Annotated in this window: 16 protein-coding genes; 7 read left to right on the top strand and 9 right to left on the bottom strand. The window is 64.7% G+C overall.

Going from position 1 to position 17,230, the window contains the following annotated elements:
• Positions 1–227 precede the first annotated feature (227 nt).
• Positions 228–911 (top strand): TVP38/TMEM64 family protein, encoded by a 684-nt coding sequence (locus ACP146_RS22055; protein WP_422368907.1) that lies wholly within the window; start codon positions 228–230, stop codon positions 909–911.
• Between the two features lie 125 nt (positions 912–1,036).
• On the top strand, positions 1,037–2,071 hold the full coding sequence (locus tag ACP146_RS22050) for a TAXI family TRAP transporter solute-binding subunit (protein WP_422368906.1): 1,035 nt from the start codon (positions 1,037–1,039) through the stop codon (positions 2,069–2,071).
• A gap of 7 nt (positions 2,072–2,078) precedes the next feature.
• On the opposite strand, the gene ACP146_RS22045 is transcribed toward ACP146_RS22050, so the two are convergent.
• On the bottom strand, positions 2,079–2,726 hold the full coding sequence (locus ACP146_RS22045) for a glutathione S-transferase family protein (RefSeq protein WP_422368905.1): 648 nt from the start codon (positions 2,724–2,726) through the stop codon (positions 2,079–2,081).
• A 139-nt stretch (positions 2,727–2,865) separates the two neighbouring features.
• Between ACP146_RS22045 and ACP146_RS22040 the strand changes: the two genes are divergently transcribed.
• Both ACP146_RS22040 and ACP146_RS22035 read left to right on the top strand, forming a co-directional pair.
• Positions 2,866–4,263 carry a leucyl aminopeptidase family protein gene (locus ACP146_RS22040; RefSeq protein ID WP_422368904.1) on the top strand — a complete coding sequence of 466 codons (1,398 nt, stop codon included), beginning with the start codon at positions 2,866–2,868 and terminating at the stop codon, positions 4,261–4,263.
• A gap of 127 nt (positions 4,264–4,390) precedes the next feature.
• Positions 4,391–4,750 (top strand): MarR family winged helix-turn-helix transcriptional regulator, encoded by a 360-nt coding sequence (locus ACP146_RS22035; protein WP_422368903.1) that lies wholly within the window; start codon positions 4,391–4,393, stop codon positions 4,748–4,750.
• 198 nt (positions 4,751–4,948) lie between these two features.
• On the opposite strand, the gene ACP146_RS22030 is transcribed toward ACP146_RS22035, so the two are convergent.
• The 7 genes from ACP146_RS22030 to ACP146_RS22000 form a co-directional block, all read right to left on the bottom strand.
• Positions 4,949–5,878, bottom strand: coding sequence for a 2-hydroxyacid dehydrogenase (locus ACP146_RS22030; protein ID WP_422368902.1), 930 nt, complete (start codon positions 5,876–5,878; stop codon positions 4,949–4,951).
• 42 nt (positions 5,879–5,920) lie between these two features.
• Positions 5,921–7,546, bottom strand: coding sequence for an ABC transporter ATP-binding protein (locus ACP146_RS22025; protein WP_422368901.1), 1,626 nt, complete (start codon positions 7,544–7,546; stop codon positions 5,921–5,923).
• Entirely contained in the window at positions 7,546–8,697 is a 1,152-nt protein-coding gene (locus ACP146_RS22020) for an ABC transporter permease (protein ID WP_422368900.1), read from the bottom strand. Before ACP146_RS22020 ends, ACP146_RS22025 begins: the two co-directional genes overlap by 1 nt.
• Position 8,698: 1 nt before the next feature.
• Positions 8,699–9,811, bottom strand: a complete 1,113-nt coding sequence (locus tag ACP146_RS22015) for a microcin C ABC transporter permease YejB (protein WP_422368899.1) — start codon at positions 9,809–9,811, stop codon at positions 8,699–8,701.
• A 42-nt stretch (positions 9,812–9,853) separates the two neighbouring features.
• Positions 9,854–11,698, bottom strand: coding sequence for an extracellular solute-binding protein (locus ACP146_RS22010; RefSeq protein ID WP_422368898.1), 1,845 nt, complete (start codon positions 11,696–11,698; stop codon positions 9,854–9,856).
• A 233-nt stretch (positions 11,699–11,931) separates the two neighbouring features.
• On the bottom strand, positions 11,932–12,735 hold the full coding sequence (hisN, locus tag ACP146_RS22005) for a histidinol-phosphatase (RefSeq protein WP_422368897.1): 804 nt from the start codon (positions 12,733–12,735) through the stop codon (positions 11,932–11,934).
• 84 nt (positions 12,736–12,819) lie between these two features.
• Positions 12,820–13,368, bottom strand: coding sequence for a c-type cytochrome (locus ACP146_RS22000; protein WP_422368896.1), 549 nt, complete (start codon positions 13,366–13,368; stop codon positions 12,820–12,822).
• A 267-nt stretch (positions 13,369–13,635) separates the two neighbouring features.
• Between ACP146_RS22000 and ACP146_RS21995 the strand changes: the two genes are divergently transcribed.
• Both ACP146_RS21995 and ACP146_RS21990 read left to right on the top strand, forming a co-directional pair.
• Positions 13,636–14,445: a 3-deoxy-manno-octulosonate cytidylyltransferase gene (locus ACP146_RS21995; protein WP_422368895.1), complete on the top strand. Its 810-nt coding sequence runs from the start codon at positions 13,636–13,638 to the stop codon at positions 14,443–14,445.
• A 71-nt stretch (positions 14,446–14,516) separates the two neighbouring features.
• Positions 14,517–15,389: a prephenate dehydratase gene (locus ACP146_RS21990; protein WP_422368894.1), complete on the top strand. Its 873-nt coding sequence runs from the start codon at positions 14,517–14,519 to the stop codon at positions 15,387–15,389.
• Positions 15,390–15,440: 51 nt separating this feature from the next.
• Here the strand turns inward: ACP146_RS21990 and nudC are convergent, their stop codons facing one another.
• Positions 15,441–16,373 carry an NAD(+) diphosphatase gene (nudC, locus tag ACP146_RS21985; RefSeq protein ID WP_422368893.1) on the bottom strand — a complete coding sequence of 311 codons (933 nt, stop codon included), beginning with the start codon at positions 16,371–16,373 and terminating at the stop codon, positions 15,441–15,443.
• Between the two features lie 132 nt (positions 16,374–16,505).
• Between nudC and ACP146_RS21980 the strand changes: the two genes are divergently transcribed.
• Complete coding sequence (locus ACP146_RS21980; protein WP_422368892.1) at positions 16,506–17,186, top strand: DUF6134 family protein; 681 nt, start codon at positions 16,506–16,508, stop codon at positions 17,184–17,186.
• Positions 17,187–17,230: the final 44 nt, after the last annotated feature.

Here is a 17,230-nt window from a genome sequence, read left to right as displayed (position 1 = left end):
CGCGCGGCGGCCGGACGAGCGATTTTACCAAGGACACTCAATCCCACTGCCGGGGCGACGGCGCCCCCGCGGCAAGCCCGGAGTTTATCATGACCGACCATGTCCAGACCTCTGTTGGCCCCAGCTCTGTTGGCCCCAGCTCTGTTGGATCGAGCCCTGTAACCTCGACTCCCTCCGCAGCGCAGGGGTCGGGCGGGAAGCGCAAAAGCTCCGTAGTAAAACGCCTTGTGCCCCTGGCGGTCCTGGTGGCTGCGATCGGCGCAACCTTTTCCCTGGGTCTGCACGAGCACCTTTCCATCGACAGCCTGCGCGAACACCGCGCCTTTCTGAATGGCATCGTCGCCGATCACACCGTTCTCGCCGCTTTGGCCTTTATCGCGATCTATACGGCTTCAACCGCCTTGTCGCTGCCCGGCGGTGTCGTTCTGACCGTCGCCGGCGGCTTCCTGTTCGGCACCCTCTTCGGCGCGATCTATGTGCTCTTCGCCGCAACCCTTGGAGCCACGGTCGTTTTCCTGATCGCCCGCACGGCCCTGGGGTCCGCCCTGCGCGACCGCGCCGGCCCGTTTTTGCAGCGCATGGAGGCGGGCTTCAAGGAGAACGCCCTCAGCTATCTGCTGGTGCTGCGCTTGATCCCTCTGTTCCCCTTTTTCGTCGTCAACCTGGTTCCCGCTTTCCTGGGCGTGCCGCTGCGCACCTATATGCTCGGCACCTTCGTCGGGATCATTCCGGGAACCCTTGTCTTTATTCTGGCCGGCGCCGGGCTCGGTTCGGTCTTCGACCAGGGCGGCGAATTCACCGTCGGTTCTGTGCTGACGCCGCAGGTTGTTGCCGGCCTGGTGGGCCTTTCGCTGCTGTCGCTGATGCCGGTCGTTTACAAGCGCATCAAGGCCCGGCGCCGCCAGGGGTGAGCCGGGCCGGCGGGGCATTCAGGTGCGGCCGCGAGGGTGGCCCCCTGGCGCCCTTCCCGCCGGCTTGATATCCTGAGGCGGTGCAATTGCCGGGCGGCATGCCCGGCCTCGATGAAGAGGCGCTCATGCTTCGCCGCATTTTGGGTCCCTTGAAGGGGCTTCGGGTCTTTCGTTTTTCCGTTCTCGCAGGGCTGTTGCTCGCCGGCACGGTGGCTGCCGTCGCCGCCCAGGATATCCGGTTCTTCCGGGTGGGCACCGGTTCGACGGCGGGAACCTATTTCCCGGTCGGCGGGATCATTGCCAGCGCCATCTCCTCTCCACCGGGCAGCCGAAGCTGCGAGCGCGGCGGCAGTTGCGGGGTTCCGGGCCTGGTGGCGGTCGCCCAGTCGACCCGGGGCTCGGTCGATAACGTGCGCCAGATGCGCGACGGCAGCCTGGAATCCGGCTTCAGCCAATCGGATGTCGCCTTCTGGGCCTTCAACGGCCAGGAAATCTTCAAACAGGAAGGCGCCATCGCCAATCTCAGGGCCATCGCGAATCTCTATCCAGAGACGATTCATCTGGTGGTGCGTTTCGATGCCGGCATCAAGACGGTGGCCGACGTCAAGGGCAAGCGTATCTCCCTGGACCGGAAGGGCTCCGGCACCCGGCTCAACGCGCTGCTGGTGCTGCAGGCTTTCGGCCTGACCGAAGCGGATGTCGAGGGCGTGGCGCTCGCCTCCGGTTCCGCCGCCGATGCCCTGCGCGAAGCGGAAATCGACGGCTTCTTCTTCACCGCCGGCACGCCCGCCGCCGCGGTTCAGGAACTGGCCGAGGAGGCCCTGATCGATCTGGTGCCCATCGACGGCGGCGCGACCGAGGGTCTGCTGGCCGGCTCCCCCTTCTTTGCCAGACAGGTGCTGGCGAGCGGGACCTATCCGGGGATCGGCGAACGCGAGACGGTCTCCGTCGGCGCCCAGTGGCTGGTCGCCGAGAGCGTTCCCGAGGAAATCGTCTACGAGATTACCCGCTCGCTCTGGCATCCAAGCACCCGGCAACTCCTCGACAAGGGGCATCCCAAGGGTGCGCAGATCGTCTTGGAGAATGCCTTGGAGGGGCTGGGCGTGCCGCTGCACCCCGGCGCCGAGCGCTATTACCGCGAAGCCGGTGTACTGGAATAGGGCGCGCTCAGGAAAAGACGATAACCCCGGTCTCTTCGGCGGCCTCCTCGCGCCATTGCCGCATCAGTGGCCAGTCGGTCACCGTGCGGCAGTAGTCGGCCGCGGTCTGGCCGAGCGCCACGTCATAGGTGGCGAAGCGGGTGACCACCGGCGCGAAGAAGGCATCGGCGATCCCCGGCTCGCCGAAGAGGAAGGCCCCGCCGCTGCCGAAGTCGCGGCGGCAGGTTTCCCAGATCTCCTCAATACGGGTGACGTCCGCCCGCACCTCGGCGGCGAGGATATGGCCGGGATAATGGTTGTTCAGATCCATGGGCAGGGCCTGGCGCAGCGCCGGAAATCCCGAATGCATTTCGGCGGTCACCGCGCGCGCCCTGGCGCGCGCCGCCGGATCACCGGGCCAGAGCCCGCGATCGGGGAAGGACTCCGCCAGATACTCGCCGATGGCCAGGCTGTCCCAGATGACGCGGCCGTCCTCGATCAGGGCCGGCACCTTGCCCGCCGGGCTGTGGCGCAGGATCTTTTCCCGCGTATCCGGCTTGCGCAGAAAGATGATTTCTTCATCAAAGGCTATGCCCGCCAGCTTGACGATCAACCAGCCGCGCAGCGACCAGGAGGAATAGGTCTTGTTGCCAAGGATCAGCTTGTATGTGGACATTCGGGCACAGCTCCGGCTCGACAGAGCGGGGATTTAGCGCAAAGATGCGCCGGCCGCGCAAGCTGTTCGTGGCCCCTTGTCCTCAAAGCCGCGTCTTTCCGAGCGTGCTGATCTCTAGAGTCTTCCGGAGCTCTTTCTCTTGGCTGAAAAAACATTCCTGGTTTCCGACGCCGCCGGCGCGAAGCCGATTACCGTACAGACCCGCGACACCTTCGATGCCTGGCTGAAGCAACAGGATGCCGTATGGCGCAAGTGGATCGACCAGAGCGGCTTCAAGGCCGCCCCCGGCAACTTCTGCTTGTTGCCGGATGATGCGGGGGCGCTGGCCGAGGTGCTGCTGATTGTCGATGCCGAGGAACCGATCTGGTCCTACGCCGCCCTGCCCGTCAGCTTGCCGCCGGGCAGCTATCGCTTGGCTTCCTCGCTGCGCGCGCCGGCGGCGACCCGGGCGGCGCTCGGCTGGTGGCTCGGCACCTATGCCTTCACCCGCTACAAGGACAATGGCCGGGACTACGCGCGGCTTGTCTGGCCCAAGGGGGCGGATGAAAACCTGGTGGCCCATATGGCCGAGGCGATTTTCCTGGCACGCGATCTCATCAACACCCCGGCCAACGATCTCGGGCCGGCGGCGCTGGCCGATGCCGCCAAGGTTCTGGCCAAGCGTCACCGCGCCAAATGCAGCGTCATCGTCGGCGATGCCCTGCTGCGCAAGAACTATCCCGCGGTCCATGCGGTCGGCCGTGCCAGCGACGACGAGCCGCGGCTCATCGACCTGCGCTGGGGCGCGCGCGGCCCCAAGGTCACTCTTGTCGGCAAGGGGGTCTGTTTCGATTCCGGCGGCCTGGACCTGAAGCCGGCCTCGGGCATGAAGATGATGAAGAAGGACATGGGCGGTGCCGCCTATGTGCTGGGTCTGGCCTCTCTGATCATGGCGCAGAAGCTGCCGGTCAGGCTGCGCGTTCTGGTGCCGGCGGTGGAAAACGCCGTGTCCGGCAACGCCTTTCGTCCGCTCGATGTCCTGCAGACCCGCAAGGGCCTGACGGTGGAGGTCGGCAATACCGACGCCGAGGGGCGTCTCATCCTCTGCGACGCCCTCGCCGAGGCCGACAGCGAGGCACCGGACCTGCTGATCGATTTTGCCACCCTGACCGGCGCGGCGCGGGTGGCTCTGGGCACCGATCTGCCGGCGTTTTTCTGCAACGACGACAAGCTGGCCGGTGCAGTGCTGCGCCAGTCCGCCGCCGAGAACGACCCCGTCTGGCGTATGCCGCTGCATCAGCCCTATCGCCAGGGACTGGAGAGCAAGGTCGCCGACCTCAACAACATTTCCAACAATCCCTACGGCGGGGCCATTGTCGCGGCGCTCTTCCTGGAACAGTTCGTCAGCCCGGCCACCCGCTGGGCCCACTTCGACGTCATGGCCTGGAACCTGACGAGCCGTCCCGGCCGTCCTGAGGGCGGCGACGTCATGGGCTTCCGCGCCGTCTACAGCGCCATCACCGAACTGATCCGGCGCGGATCCGGCAGCCGGCGCTAGAAAAGAAGCGCTGGTGCAAATCGGGTGTTGGGACAAATCCGTGGCCGGCCTTGCGCCGCTTCCCGGGCTCCGGCAGAATTCGTTTCGCACCTGTAACGAGACTCTGTAAGGGAACGGGGCGCTGCCCATGGCCGCCATGCCGCCGCTCAAGCCGGGACAGGCGCTTGCTCTCTGGCACAGCGTCATGGTCGCCTCGCTGAACCGCGAACTGCCGGATCTGACGGCGCGCCAATTCGCGCTCTGCCTGCATATCTACCAGGCGCCGCCACCCCACACCGTGCGTGGCCTGGCGGCGACCCTCAACATGTCCAAGCCGGCGGTGACCCGTGCCCTGGACCGTCTCGAGGGGCTGGATTTTCTGCGCCGCAAGCCGGATGAAGCGGACCGCCGCTCGATCCTTGTGCAGCGCACGGTGAAAGGCTCGGTATTCCTGCGCGAGTTCGCCGATCTTGCTGCCGAGACCGCCCGCAAGTTGAACGACGGTTAGGACGCTGTAGCGGCTTTACATCTCTAAGCCGTCACCCTCGGGCTTGTCCCGAGGGTCCATTGTGCAGCGCTTTTGTCTGATGGACTGCGCCCCCGCTCTGGCCGGCGGAACTCCTGTGATCTTGGTTCTCGATACGGCAGATCGATGGATGCTCGGGACAAGCCCGAGCATGACGAGGGTCAACAAAGCCCCGGTCCTCTAGTACCCCCGCGTCATGTCGACGACGTGGCGCAGCGGTTCGCCGGCCTCCAGGCGGTGGATGTTGGCGACCACGGCCTGGCAGGCGGTCTCGGGGATTGTCATGCTGGCGATGTGGGGGGTCATGAAGACCTTGGGATGGGTCCAGAAGGGATGGTCTTTGGGCAGCGGTTCCTCATGGAAGACGTCCAGGGTCGCGCCGCCGAGCTGGCCGCTGTCGAGGGCCTCCAGCAGGTCCTCCTCCACCAGATGCCCGCCGCGGCCGACGTTGATCACCGCCGCCCCCCGCGGCAGCTGCGCGAAGACGTCGCGGTTGAGAATGCCCTCGGTCTCCGGGGTCAGCGGCAGCAGGCAGACCAGGATGTCGGTTTCGGCCAGAAACTCGCGCAGGCCCTCTTCGCCGTGATAGCAGGAAATGCCGGTAATGCTCTTGGGGGTGCGGCTCCAGCCCGCCAGCTTGAAGCCGAAGGTTCCGAGACTCTCCAGGGCCGCGCGGCCGAGCACGCCGAGCCCCAGCATGCCGATCTGGCGTGCCGAAGCGGCGATCTGGGGGATTTCCTCCCAGCGTTTTTCCTGGCGCTGATTGGCGTAGTCCTGGATGAAGCGGTGATGGTTCAGCGCTGCCAGCGCGACATATTCGGACATTCCGGCTGTCAGGCCCGGTTCCACCATGCGCACCACCGGCACGCCTTCCGGCAGGTCCGGGTCGCTGGCCAGGTGGTCGATGCCGGCACCGATGGAAAAGATCGCCTTCAGATTGGGATAGCTTTTCAGCTCCCCCTCCGGCGGCATCCAGACCAGGGCGTAGTCGATTGCCGCCGGGTCGCCCTTGTAGGGCCAGGTATGGGTTTTCAGTTCGGGATAGGCAGAGGCCAGGGCTTCGGCCCAGGCATTGCCGCGCTCGATGTCGGTCTTGATAAGAAGGGCCACAGTAATCCTGGATAAGGGAAAAGGGGGTCGGGAGCGACCGGATTAGGTTGCCACAACCCCTTCGACCGCTTCCAGTTCAAAAGCGGCTTTCATCAGCGCCTGGGTATAGGCGGCCTCGGGCGCATCGAAGATCTGTTCGGCGCTGCCCTGTTCCACAACCTGGCCGTTGCGCATGACGATGACCTCGTCCGCCAGGGCGCGGACCACCTTCAGATCGTGGCTGATGAAGAGATAGGCCAGGTTATGGCGCTGCTGCAGGTCGCGCAGCAGGTCGACGATCTGCGCCTGCACCGACATGTCGAGCGCCGAGGTCGGTTCGTCCAGCACCACGAAGCGCGGTTTCAGCACCATGGCCCGGGCGATGGCGATGCGCTGGCGCTGGCCGCCGGAAAACTCGTGCGGATAGCGGTGGCGGCTTTCCGGGTCCAGGCCGACCTCCTCCAGCGCCGCGATGATCATCGCCTCGCGCTCGTCCTCGTTTCCGCCCATGCCGTGGATCTTCAAACCCTCGGCGACGATCTGGCCGATCGAGAGGCGCGGGCTGAGGGAACCGAAAGGGTCCTGGAAGACGATCTGCATGGAGCGGCGCAGCGGGCGCAGATCCTTGGAGCCGAGGCCCTGGATGGTCCGGCCGTCGAATTCTATGGCCCCCTCGGAGGACAGCAGCCGCAACAGCGCCAGGCCCAAGGTGGTCTTGCCGGAACCACTTTCCCCCACCACGCCGACGGTGTGGCCTTCGCGCACCGAGACCGAAATGCCGTCGACGGCGCGCACGTAGTCCACCGTGCGCTTCAGCACCCCCTTTTTGATCGGGAAGTAGACCTTCACCTGATCACCCCGCATCACCACCGGCGCCTCGGCGGCGGCCCCGATGGGGTTGCCCTTGGGTTCGGCAGCCAGCAGGCGTTGGGTATAGGGATGCTGCGGACGATCGAATATCTCTTCTTCGTTGCCCTGCTCGACGATCTCGCCCTGGGTCATGACGCAGACCTTGTCGGCCATCTTGCGGACGATCCCCAGATCGTGGGTGATCATCAGCATCGACATGCCCAGCTTCTGCTGCAGTTCTTTCAAGAGCTTTAGAATCTGCGCCTGGATGGTGACATCCAGGGCCGTGGTCGGCTCGTCGGCGATCAGCAGGTCCGGCTCGTTGGCAAGGGCCATGGCGATCATCACGCGCTGGCGCTGTCCGCCGGAAAGTTCGTGCGGATAGGCGGAGAGGCGTTTTACGGCATCGGGAATGCCGACAAGCTTCAGAAGCTCCAGGGTGCGCTGGCGCGCCTGATCCCGGTTCATGCCCTTGTGCAGGAACAGGGTCTCGTTGATCTGTTTCTCCACCGTGTGGAGCGGATTGAGCGAGGTCATCGGCTCCTGGAAGATCATCGAGATCTGATCGCCGCGCACCTTGCGCAGGGTTTTCTCGTCGGCGCCGATCAACTCCTCTCCATTGAAGCGGATCGAACTGCCCGCCGGGTGCTTCGCCAGGGGATAGGGCAGCAGTTGCAGCACCGAGAGGGCCGTGACCGATTTGCCCGATCCGCTTTCGCCGACCAGCGCGACGGTCTCGCCCTTGGCGATATCGAAACTGACATTCTTCACCGCATCGCTGGCGCCGCCGGGCATTTGGAAGCGCACACCGAGATTGCTGATCTGCAGAAGCGGCGCCATCAGCCGTTCCCCCTGGCCGTGGCGGGCATCGCGGTTGCCGTGGTGTCGTCCCCGGTTTCTTCGGGCGGCGGGGCGCCGGCAAAGAGTTTGCGCGGATCGAAGGCGTCGCGCACCGCCTCGCCGATGAAGACCAGCAGGCTCAGCATGATGGCGATCACGACGAAGCCCGTGAGCGCCAGCCAGGGGGCCTGCAGGTTTGCCTTCCCCTGGGCCAGAAGTTCGCCGAGCGACGGCGAGCCGGGCGGCAGCCCGAACCCGAGGAAGTCGAGCGCGGTCAGTGTCGTGACGGAACCGGAGAGGATAAACGGCATGAAGGTGATGGTGGCGACCATGGCGTTGGGCAGAACGTGGCGATACATGATGGCGGCGTTGGAGGCGCCCAGCGCTCTGGCGGCGCGGACATAGTCGAAGTTGCGGGCACGCAGGAATTCGGCGCGCACGACGCCGACCAGCCCCATCCAGGAAAACAGCAGCATGAGGATCAGCAGCGGGAAGAATCCCGGCGTGATGACGCTGGCCATGATGATGAGAAGATAGAGGATCGGCAGCCCCGACCAGATCTCGATAAAGCGCTGGAACAGCAGATCGGTCCAACCGCCGAAGTAACCCTGCACGGCGCCGGCCATGACGCCGATGGCCGAGGAGATGATCGTCAGCGCCAGGCCGAAGAGCATCGAGATCCGGAATCCATAGATCACCCGCGCCACGACGTCGCGGGCCTGGTCGTCGGTCCCCAGCCAGTGCCGGCTGTCCGGTGCCGTCGGCGCCGGGCTGGTGAGATCGAAATCAATGGTGTTGTAGGAGAAGGGAATTGGCGGATGCAGAATCCATCCTTTCTCCTCGATCAGTTCGATCACGAAGGGGTCCTTGTAGTCCGCCTCCAGTTCGAACTCGCCGCCAAAAACTGTTTCCGCGTAGGTGAAGAGAACCGGTGCATAGGGCTTGCCGTCGAACCAGATGAACAGCGGCCGGTCGTTGGCGATGAATTCGGCGAAGAGGGAGAGCACGAAAATCGGCACCAGGATCAAGGTTGCCCAATAACCGCGTTTGTTGGCGCGGAAGTTGCCGAGACGCCGCTGGTTCATTGGCGACAGCCGGAAGCCGAGGAGGCGGCTGCGTTTCTTCTCGCCGTTTGCCGGGACCGCCGTCATCTCAGGTCTCCCGGCTCTCGAAGTCGATGCGTGGATCGACGATGGTATAGGTGATGTCGCCGACCAGCTGCATCAGCAGACCCAGGAGGGTGAAGAAGTACAGCGTTGCGAACATCACCGGATAGTCGCGGTTGAGCGCTGCTTCGAAGCCCAGCAGGCCGAGGCCGTCCAGGGAGAAGATCACCTCGATCAACAGGGCGCCGGTGAAGAGGATCGAAACGAAAGCGCCGGGAAAGCCGGCGATGACGATCAGCATGGCGTTGCGGAAGACATGACCGTAAAGCACCTGCGGTTCGGTCAGACCCTTGGCGCGGGCGGTCAGCACGTATTGCTGGCCGACCTGATCGAGGAAGGAATTCTTGGTCAGCATGGTCAGGGTGGCAAAGCCGCCGATCACCAGAGCCAGTATGGGCAGGGTGATGTGCCAGAGGTAGTCGAGGACCTGCTGGAACGGGCCCAGGCTATCGAAGTCATCTGACACCAGGCCGCGCAGCGGGAACCAGTCCAGGTAACGTCCGCCGGAGAAGACCACGATCAGGAGGACGGCGAAGATGAAAGAGGGTACGGCGTAGCCGACGATCACCACGCCGCTGGTCCAGACGTCGAAGCGGCTGCCGTCGCGCTTCGCTTTGGCCACGCCCAGGGGAATGGAAATCAGATAGACCAGCAGCGTCGTCCAGAGCCCCAGGGAGATGGAGACCGGCATCTTCTCCAGCACGAGATCGACAACACGGCGGTCGCGAAAGTAACTCTCGCCGAAATCGAACTGCAGATAGTTGCCCATCATCAGCAGAAAACGTTCATGCAGCGGCTTGTCGAAGCCGAACATGCGCTCGATCTTGGCGATGACCTCGGGGTCGAGGCCTTGGGCACCGCGATAGGTGGTGTTGGGGCTTCTTTCGCCGCCGCCGCCGCTCTGCTGAACCTGCTGATTGGTATCGGCGCCACCGCCCGAAAACCGTTCCGTCGCACCGACGGCCTCACCGCTCAACTCGGCGATCATCTGTTCCACCGGCCCGCCGGGGGCAAGCTGCACGATCACGAAGTTGATGATCATGATCCCGAGCAGGGTCGGGATGATAAGAAACAGCCGCCTGACGATGTAAGCTAGCATAGGCGCATCAGGTTCCGGCCGGGCTGCACAGCGGGCGGTGGATCAGTTGGTGAGCGCGGCGGCGCGCGCTTCATCGTACCACCATGTACTGGAGAATCCGGCGCCGTAGCGGGCCGTCTTCTCCGGGATGCCGAACTTGTCCCAGTAGGCGAACCAGCTTTCGTTCGGGTAGTACACCGGCACCAGATAGTGGTTCCAGAGCAACACCCGGTCCAGGGCGCGGGTCGTCGCTTTCAAGGTATCCAAATCTTCAGCGGTGATGATTTTTTCGATCAGTTCATCGGCCACAGGGTTCTTGATGCCCATGGAGTTGGCCGAACCGCGCAGGTCGGCGGCTTCGGAGCCGAAGTAGGACCGCAGTTCGGTGCCCGGCGGCGGGAAGAAGTTCAGCCGGCCGGTGCTCATGTCGAAATCAAACTCATCCCCGATCACCCGCCACTGCGAGGGGTCGACCAGCCGGATCGAGGCATCGAGTCCGGCCCGCCGCATGGATTGCACAAAGGGTTCGGCCATGCGCAGGGTCGGCGGCGAGGCGGTGATGATCTGCAACTGGAACTGTTCGCCGCTTTGCGCATTCACCATCTTGCCGTCGCGCAGTTCCCAACCGGCTTCCTTGAACAGTGCAATCGCTTGTCGCAGGTTTTGCCGGTTGCGACCGCTGCCGTCGCTCTTCGGCGGCTCGAAGGCTTCGTTGAAGACCTCCGGCGGCAGTTGATCGCGGTAGGGTTCCAGGACGGCGATTTCCTCCGGCGTCGGCGGGCCGGAAACGCCGAAGTCGGAATTGGGGAAATAACTCTTGATCCGCCGGTACTGGTCGAACAGCAGGGTGCGCTGGATCGCCTCGAAGTCATAGAGATGGACGATGGCTTCGCGAACCCGCCGGTCCTTGAACTTCTCGCGGCGGTTATTGATGAAGAAGGCGCCGATGCCGCGCGGATTGTTGTTGGCTTGCGCGACCTTGACGATCTGGCCGTTGTCCACCTGGGGGATGTCATAGCCGGTAAACCAGCGCTTCACTTCGCCTTCGCCGCGGTAGTCGATCTTGCCGGCCTTGAAGGCTTCGAACTGCACCGTCTGGTCGCGGTAGTAGTCGTAGCGGATGATGTCGAAGTTGTAGCGCCCGCGGTTGACCGGCAGGTCGGCGGCCCAATAGTCCTCGACCCGCTCGTAGACGATGTTGCGGCCCGGCTCCATGCTCTTGATCCGGTAGGGGCCGGATCCGAGCGGCGGCTCCAAGGTCGTTTTGGAGATGTCGCGCGTCTCCCAGTAGTGCCGCGGCTGGGGCGAGGTGCCGGCGACAATGGTGATCGGTTTCATCGAATCGCGGGTGCGGAAGTTGAAACGGATGCGGTGATCCGACAGGACCTCCGCGCTCTCGACATCGTCGTAGAAGGATTTCAGGAACGGCCGGCCATGCTCGCGAATGGTGTCGAAGGTGAACTTGAAGTCGGCGGCGGTAATCGGCACGCCGTCATGAAAGCGCGCCTCCGGGCGGATATTGAAGATCGCCCAGCTCTTGTCTTCCGGATACTCGACGCTCTCGGCGATGACGCCGTAAGCGCTGACCAGTTCGTCGGCTGACCCCTCCATCAGCGAGTCGTAGATCAGACCGATGGAGGAAGGAAACTCGCCCTTCAGGATGTAGGGATTGAAAGTATCGAAAGAACCGAACGCGCCCAGCGTGATCTGACCGCCCTTCGGTGCGTCCGGATTGGCATAGGGCCAATGCTCCATGGTCTCGTCATAAAGCGGTTCGCCGAATTCGGCGATGGCCCAGCTTTTCGTGACCTTTTCTTCTGCGGTAACGCTGAGTGGGAGCATTGCGGCAAGGCAAAGAGCGACCATTGCCGTAGCGCTGCGCCATGGAAGACGGGGGCGTTCAATCATTCGCAAATCCCTTTCCGCGTGACCGGGTCGTTTTTCGGCACTTTCCGTCGCTTATCCAGCGATGGAGAGCGCTTTGGACCAACCGGCTGCCTCCGGCCTACGCTTTTGTCCCTGTTCGCAACCGATTCTAGACCGAATTAGGCAGCGAATCCCCCCTAAACAAGCCCGCTCGCCCTATTGTTACGACGAATTCATTGCTTCGCAGCAACAAAATGGCAGGCAGGGCCCGGGTGTCAGGTGGCGGCGAGCAGCTTGATCGCGTCGGCGTGGCAGGCGGCGTTGCCGGCGCAGAGCACGCGCCCGTCGGACTTCAGGTTCAGCGCCGCGCCCTGCCAGTCGGTCACGATGCCGCCGGCGCCGGTGATGATCGCCGTGTGGGCCAGATAGTCATAGGGCGCCAGATCGGCTTCGATCACAATGTCAGCAAAACCGCTGGCCAGCAGACCGTAGTTGAAGCAGTCGCCGCCGTAGAGGGTCAGCTTGGCGCTCTGGCGCAGGCGCTGAAAGGCCGGGCCGTCGGCGCCCTGGAACATCTCCGGCGCGGTCGAGAGGACCGTCGCCTGATCCAATCCGGGGCAGGGTCTGACCCGCGCTTCGCGGCTGCCCTGGCGGTCGGTGAAGGTCGTGGGCCGACCGGCGACGCCCAGCCACCGTTCCTCCAGGATCGGCATGTCGATCACACCGAGGACCGGCTTTTGCTTGTGGAGCAGGGCGATCAGGCTGCCGAACAGGGGGTTGCCGGTGATGAAACGCTTGGTGCCGTCGATGGGGTCGAGGACCCAGACGAATTCGGCCTCCGGGTTTTCGACGCCGAACTCCTCGCCGAAGATCCCATGGCCGGGAAAGGCCGCGCCGATCAGCTTGCGCATGGCCGCTTCCGCCTCGCGGTCGGCAAGGGTCACCGGGCTTTCGTCGGGCTTGTCCTCGATGGCGAGGCCTTGGCGGAAATACTGCCTGGCGATGGCCCGGGCCGCCTCTGCCAGCCGGCCGGCCAGATCGACGAATTCCTGCGGGCAGGTTTCCTCGGCGGTGCTCATCTCAGGCGCCTCACTGTGAAGAACAAAAGAAAACGGCCCACGGGAAGGCTTCCGCGCGGGCCGTTCGAAACTATGGGGTTGCGATTACTCCGGCAAGGGGGCCGGGCTGCCGCTGAGGTTGCGCAGGTAGGCGATCAGGTCGGCGCGGTCACTTTCCTTGCGCAGGCCGGCGAAGGACATCTTGGTGCCCGGCGCCCAATCCCGCGGGCGGTGCAGGAAGCCGTTCAGGTTCTCGTAGTCCCAGGCCTGATCGGCCTTCGCCACCAATGCATCGGAAAAGGCAAAGCCGTCGTAGTTGGTGATCTGGCGATTGACGATGTCGTAGAGGTTGGGGCCGACCTTGGTCGGGCCGCCCTCGTCAAAGCTGTGGCAGGCGGTGCATTTCCGGGCGACTGTTTCGCCATTGGCCGCGTCGGCAGAGGCCAGAAGCGGGCCGATCGGGGCCAGCGCCGGCTCCTCGGCCACCGCCGCTGCCGCGGTCTCGCCGCCTTCGGCAACGGCGACCGTGTAGACGTTCTCTTCCAGCTCTTGGGGATGATAGAGAAGTTCAGCGGCAAATCCGGACATCATGGCAATGACGCCGGCCGTCAAGACGGCGGCGGCGATCTTGTTTGATTCCAACGACGAAGCCATGGGCAAACCCTTGCTTTTCTTAGTGATCCGGCGGGACAATAGCCCTGCCAATCCGGGCATTCAATAGCCCCAGGACGTTTCCCTAGGTATATTGCCCCCGGAGAGGTGAAAAAAGTCCTTTTCATCGCCTGCAGCCTCGCTAGGGTCGCCGTTTCCGGCCGCCCGCTCCGTCCTGAGAGGGCGGTTCGCGGCCCGATTCGTTACGAGAATCCAGATCAGAGCTTCGCCTTTCCCATGCCCTCCGCCCCATCCGCCGACTCCAAGCCCATGAAATCGGCAGACTTGAACCCCGCCGGCTTGAATCCAATTGTGCTGATTCCGGCGCGACTGGCCTCGATCCGGCTGCCGGACAAACCCCTGGCGGACATCCATGGCGAGGCGATGATCGTCCATGTCTGGCGGCGCGCGGTGGAGGCCGGCGTCGGCCCGGTGGTGGTCGCCTGTGCCGAAGCGGAAATCGCCGAGGCCATCACGGCGGCGGGCGGCGAGGCGGTGCTGACCCGCGCCGATCATCCCAGCGGGTCGGACCGCATTTACGAAGCCCTTCAGGCGGTCGACCCGGAGGGGCGGCACAATGCGGTGGTGAACCTTCAGGGCGATCTGCCGACCCTGGAAATCGCGGCGGTGCAGGCGGTGCTGCGGCCGCTGGCCGACCCCGCCGTCGATATCGCCAGCCTGGTGGTTGAAATCAGCAACCCGGCGGAACGCTGCAACCCCAACGTGGTGAAGGCGGCGGTCAGTTTTCCCGAGGGGGCGGATATCGCCCGGGCGCTTTACTTCAGCCGGGCCCCGGTGCCCTACGATCCCTGGGATGCTTCATCCGGCAAAGGCGATGCCGCAGCGCCCCAGCCGCTCTACCACCACATCGGCATCTACAGCTATCGCCGCGCGGCGCTGGAAACCTTTGTCTCCCTGCCACCCTCGCCGCTGGAAAAGCGCGAGCGTCTGGAGCAGCTTCGGGCCCTGGAAGCCGGTCTGCGCCTGGATGTGGCCCGCGTTGACACCCTGCCGCTCGGCGTCGATACTCCCGCCGATTTGGAGCGGGCCCGGGCGCTCTTGGCGTCAAAGCAGGCCTGATTTCGCAGCATTTTCAGTCTTTCGGGCGTCCCTTTCGGACAGCCCGGATCAGCGGATGAGAAGGGTTGGACATGGCAGAGGCCCCCGCAGCGGCGCCGGAGAACGTTATTGCCTTTCAGGGTGTCCCCGGGGCCTATTCGGATATGGCCTGCCGGGCCGCTTTTCCGGAGATGGCCACCCTTTCCTGCGTCTCGTTCGAGGACACCTTTGCCGCGGTGCGCGACGGCAAGGCGCACTTCGCCATGATCCCGATCGAGAACTCCAGCGCCGGCCGGGTGGCCGACATCCACCATCTGCTGCCTGAATCCGGCCTGCATATCGTCGGCGAGCATTTCCAGAAGGTCGAACATCAACTGCTGGCGGTGAAGGGCGCAAGCCGCGACCAGGTGCAGACGGTGCACAGCCACGTGCAGGCACTGTCCCAGTGCCGCCACTACACCCGCCGTGAAGGGCTGACCCCGATCACCCATGCCGATACGGCGGGGGCGGCCAAGGAAGTGGCCGAACTGGGCGATCCGACCCGGGCGGCGGTGGCCTCGGCGCTGGCGGGGGAGATCTACGGCCTGCAGGTGCTGGACCCCAACATCCAGGACATCCCGCACAATACCACGCGATTCATTGTGATGGCTCAGGAGCCGATCGATCCGCCGGCGGACGACGGCCTGGTAATCACCACCTTCGTGTTCCGGGTACGCTCGGTGCCGGCGGCGCTCTACAAGTCATTGGGGGGCTTTGCCACCAACGGCGTGAACATTACCAAGCTGGAAAGCTACATCATCGATGGCAGTTTCACCGTGGCCCAGTTCTTTGCCGACATCGAAGGCCACCCCGACGAACGCCTGGTGCGCCTGGCGCTGGAGGAACTCAGCTTCTTCTCCCGGGAGGTCAAGATCCTGGGCGTCTATCCCGGCGCCGATTTCCGCGGCAAGCCGGTTTCCAGCTAATCGCTGGCTCGTTCGGCACCGGCCCGCTCCGGCACAAGCCGAAAGACAAATCTAGCCTTCCGCCAGCCAGTCCTCGATTAGGCGGCGGGCGATGGAATCGCGCCGCGGCAGCTTGAAGGTCTCGTCTTCCGGCGAGGCCCGAAGCTCGGCGCGGGTGAACCAGGCCGCGCTCTCGATCTCGTCCTCGGCCGGCACCGGTTCGGCAAAATCGCTGCGGGCGTAGAAGCCCAGCATGATCGAGGAAGGAAAGGGCCAGGGCTGGGAGGAATGATAGACCACGTCCTCCACCGCCACCGGCAAGGCGACTTCTTCATAGATTTCGCGGGCCACGGCTTCTTCCAGGCTCTCACCCGGCTCGACGAAACCGGCCAGGGTCGAATGCATGCCCGGCGGCCAGATCGGCTGGCGGCCCAGCAGACAGCGGTCGCCGCCGTCGTGCACCAGCATGATCACCGCCGGGTCGGTGCGCGGAAAGTGCACGGCGCCGCAGTCCGGGTTGCTGCAGCGCCGCTGGTGGCCGGCCTTTTCACTGATCGTGGCGCTGCCGCAGACGCCGCAGAACCCGTGCCGCGCGTGCCAGTGGGCGAGCCCCCGGGCGTAGGCCAGGATCGCCGAGTCGCGGCGGTTCATAACCGGGCCGACCGCCCTCAGGTCCTGGAAACTGCCGTGGCTGGCGAGAACCGGGTCCTGCTCCGGTGCCTCCAGGTGGGAGAGGTCGACGGCCAGATAGGCGGTCTCGCCGCGGAGGCCCAGGAAAACGCTTTCCCGCGCCAGCTCGACCAGATGGCCGGCTTCGGCGCGGCGCAGCCAGACCGCTTCGGCTTCCGCCGCGACCAGATGCATGGCGCGCCAGACCGGCACGATCACACAGGCCGGATCGCTCACCAGGCTTTCGATATAGGCCGCATCGGCCCGGCGCTGGTCGACACGGTCGAGCGGGACCCCGGCATAGAAATTGGGGGTCGGGTTTTTCCTCGGGGACATGGCCGGAAGGTGGCACAGGCCTTGGGCGGCTTGCAATCACCCTCTTGCACCAGGGGTCTTTGACGGCGGAAACCGTCCCGTCAGTGTTCTGCGCCTTGCGCCGCCACCGGCCTTGCCGCAGTTTACGGTGCAATGGATTCTCCTATCGGATACGGGCGTCGCGGCGCTCTCGCAATCATGGGCGGCGCCTTCGCCGCAGCGGGTCTGTTGCGGGCCAAGCCGACCGCGGCCATTGAACTGGTGCCCCAGGAGGATTCCTGGCGGTTCCTGGTACTGCGCCACGGCAACGTCATCGGCGAGCATCGCTTCGATTTCTCGCGCCGCAACGGCGATCTCGTCGTTGAGGTGACCATCGATATTGCCGTCACGCTGCTGGGAATCACGGTTTTCCGTTTCACCCATCGGGCCGAGGAGGTCTGGCGCGACGGGCGGCTGCAGTCCCTGATCTCGGCGACGGACGACGATGGCCGGCTCTGGCGGGTGAAGTCGGCCTACAGCGAAGGGGCCCTGCGCGGCACGGTGAACGATGTCGGTTTCGACGTCTCCGGTTTCGTCATTCCGGCGAGCCTGTGGCACCGCGATACTCCGCAGACCCAGGTGCTCTTCGGCACCATCGACGGGCGCACCAAGGTGGTGAAGACCGAGGACTTGGGGGAGGAAGCCGTGACGGTGGCCGGACGGCCGGTCCAGACCCGCCATTTCCGCCTGACCGGCGAGATCGAGCGCGATGTCTGGTACGGCCCGGACTGCGATATTGCCCAGGTCACCTTTCCCGCCCCCGACGGCTCCCTGATCACCCTGGAACGGCAATAGGGCTATCGGGACCCCCCCGGGGCAGGCCAGACTCTGCGGCCGGC

The organism is Pelagibius sp., assembly GCF_965249265.1.
In the GTDB taxonomy this organism is placed as follows: Bacteria; Pseudomonadota; Alphaproteobacteria; order Kiloniellales; family Kiloniellaceae; genus Pelagibius.
This window is presented reverse-complemented; position numbering and strand designations above follow the sequence as displayed.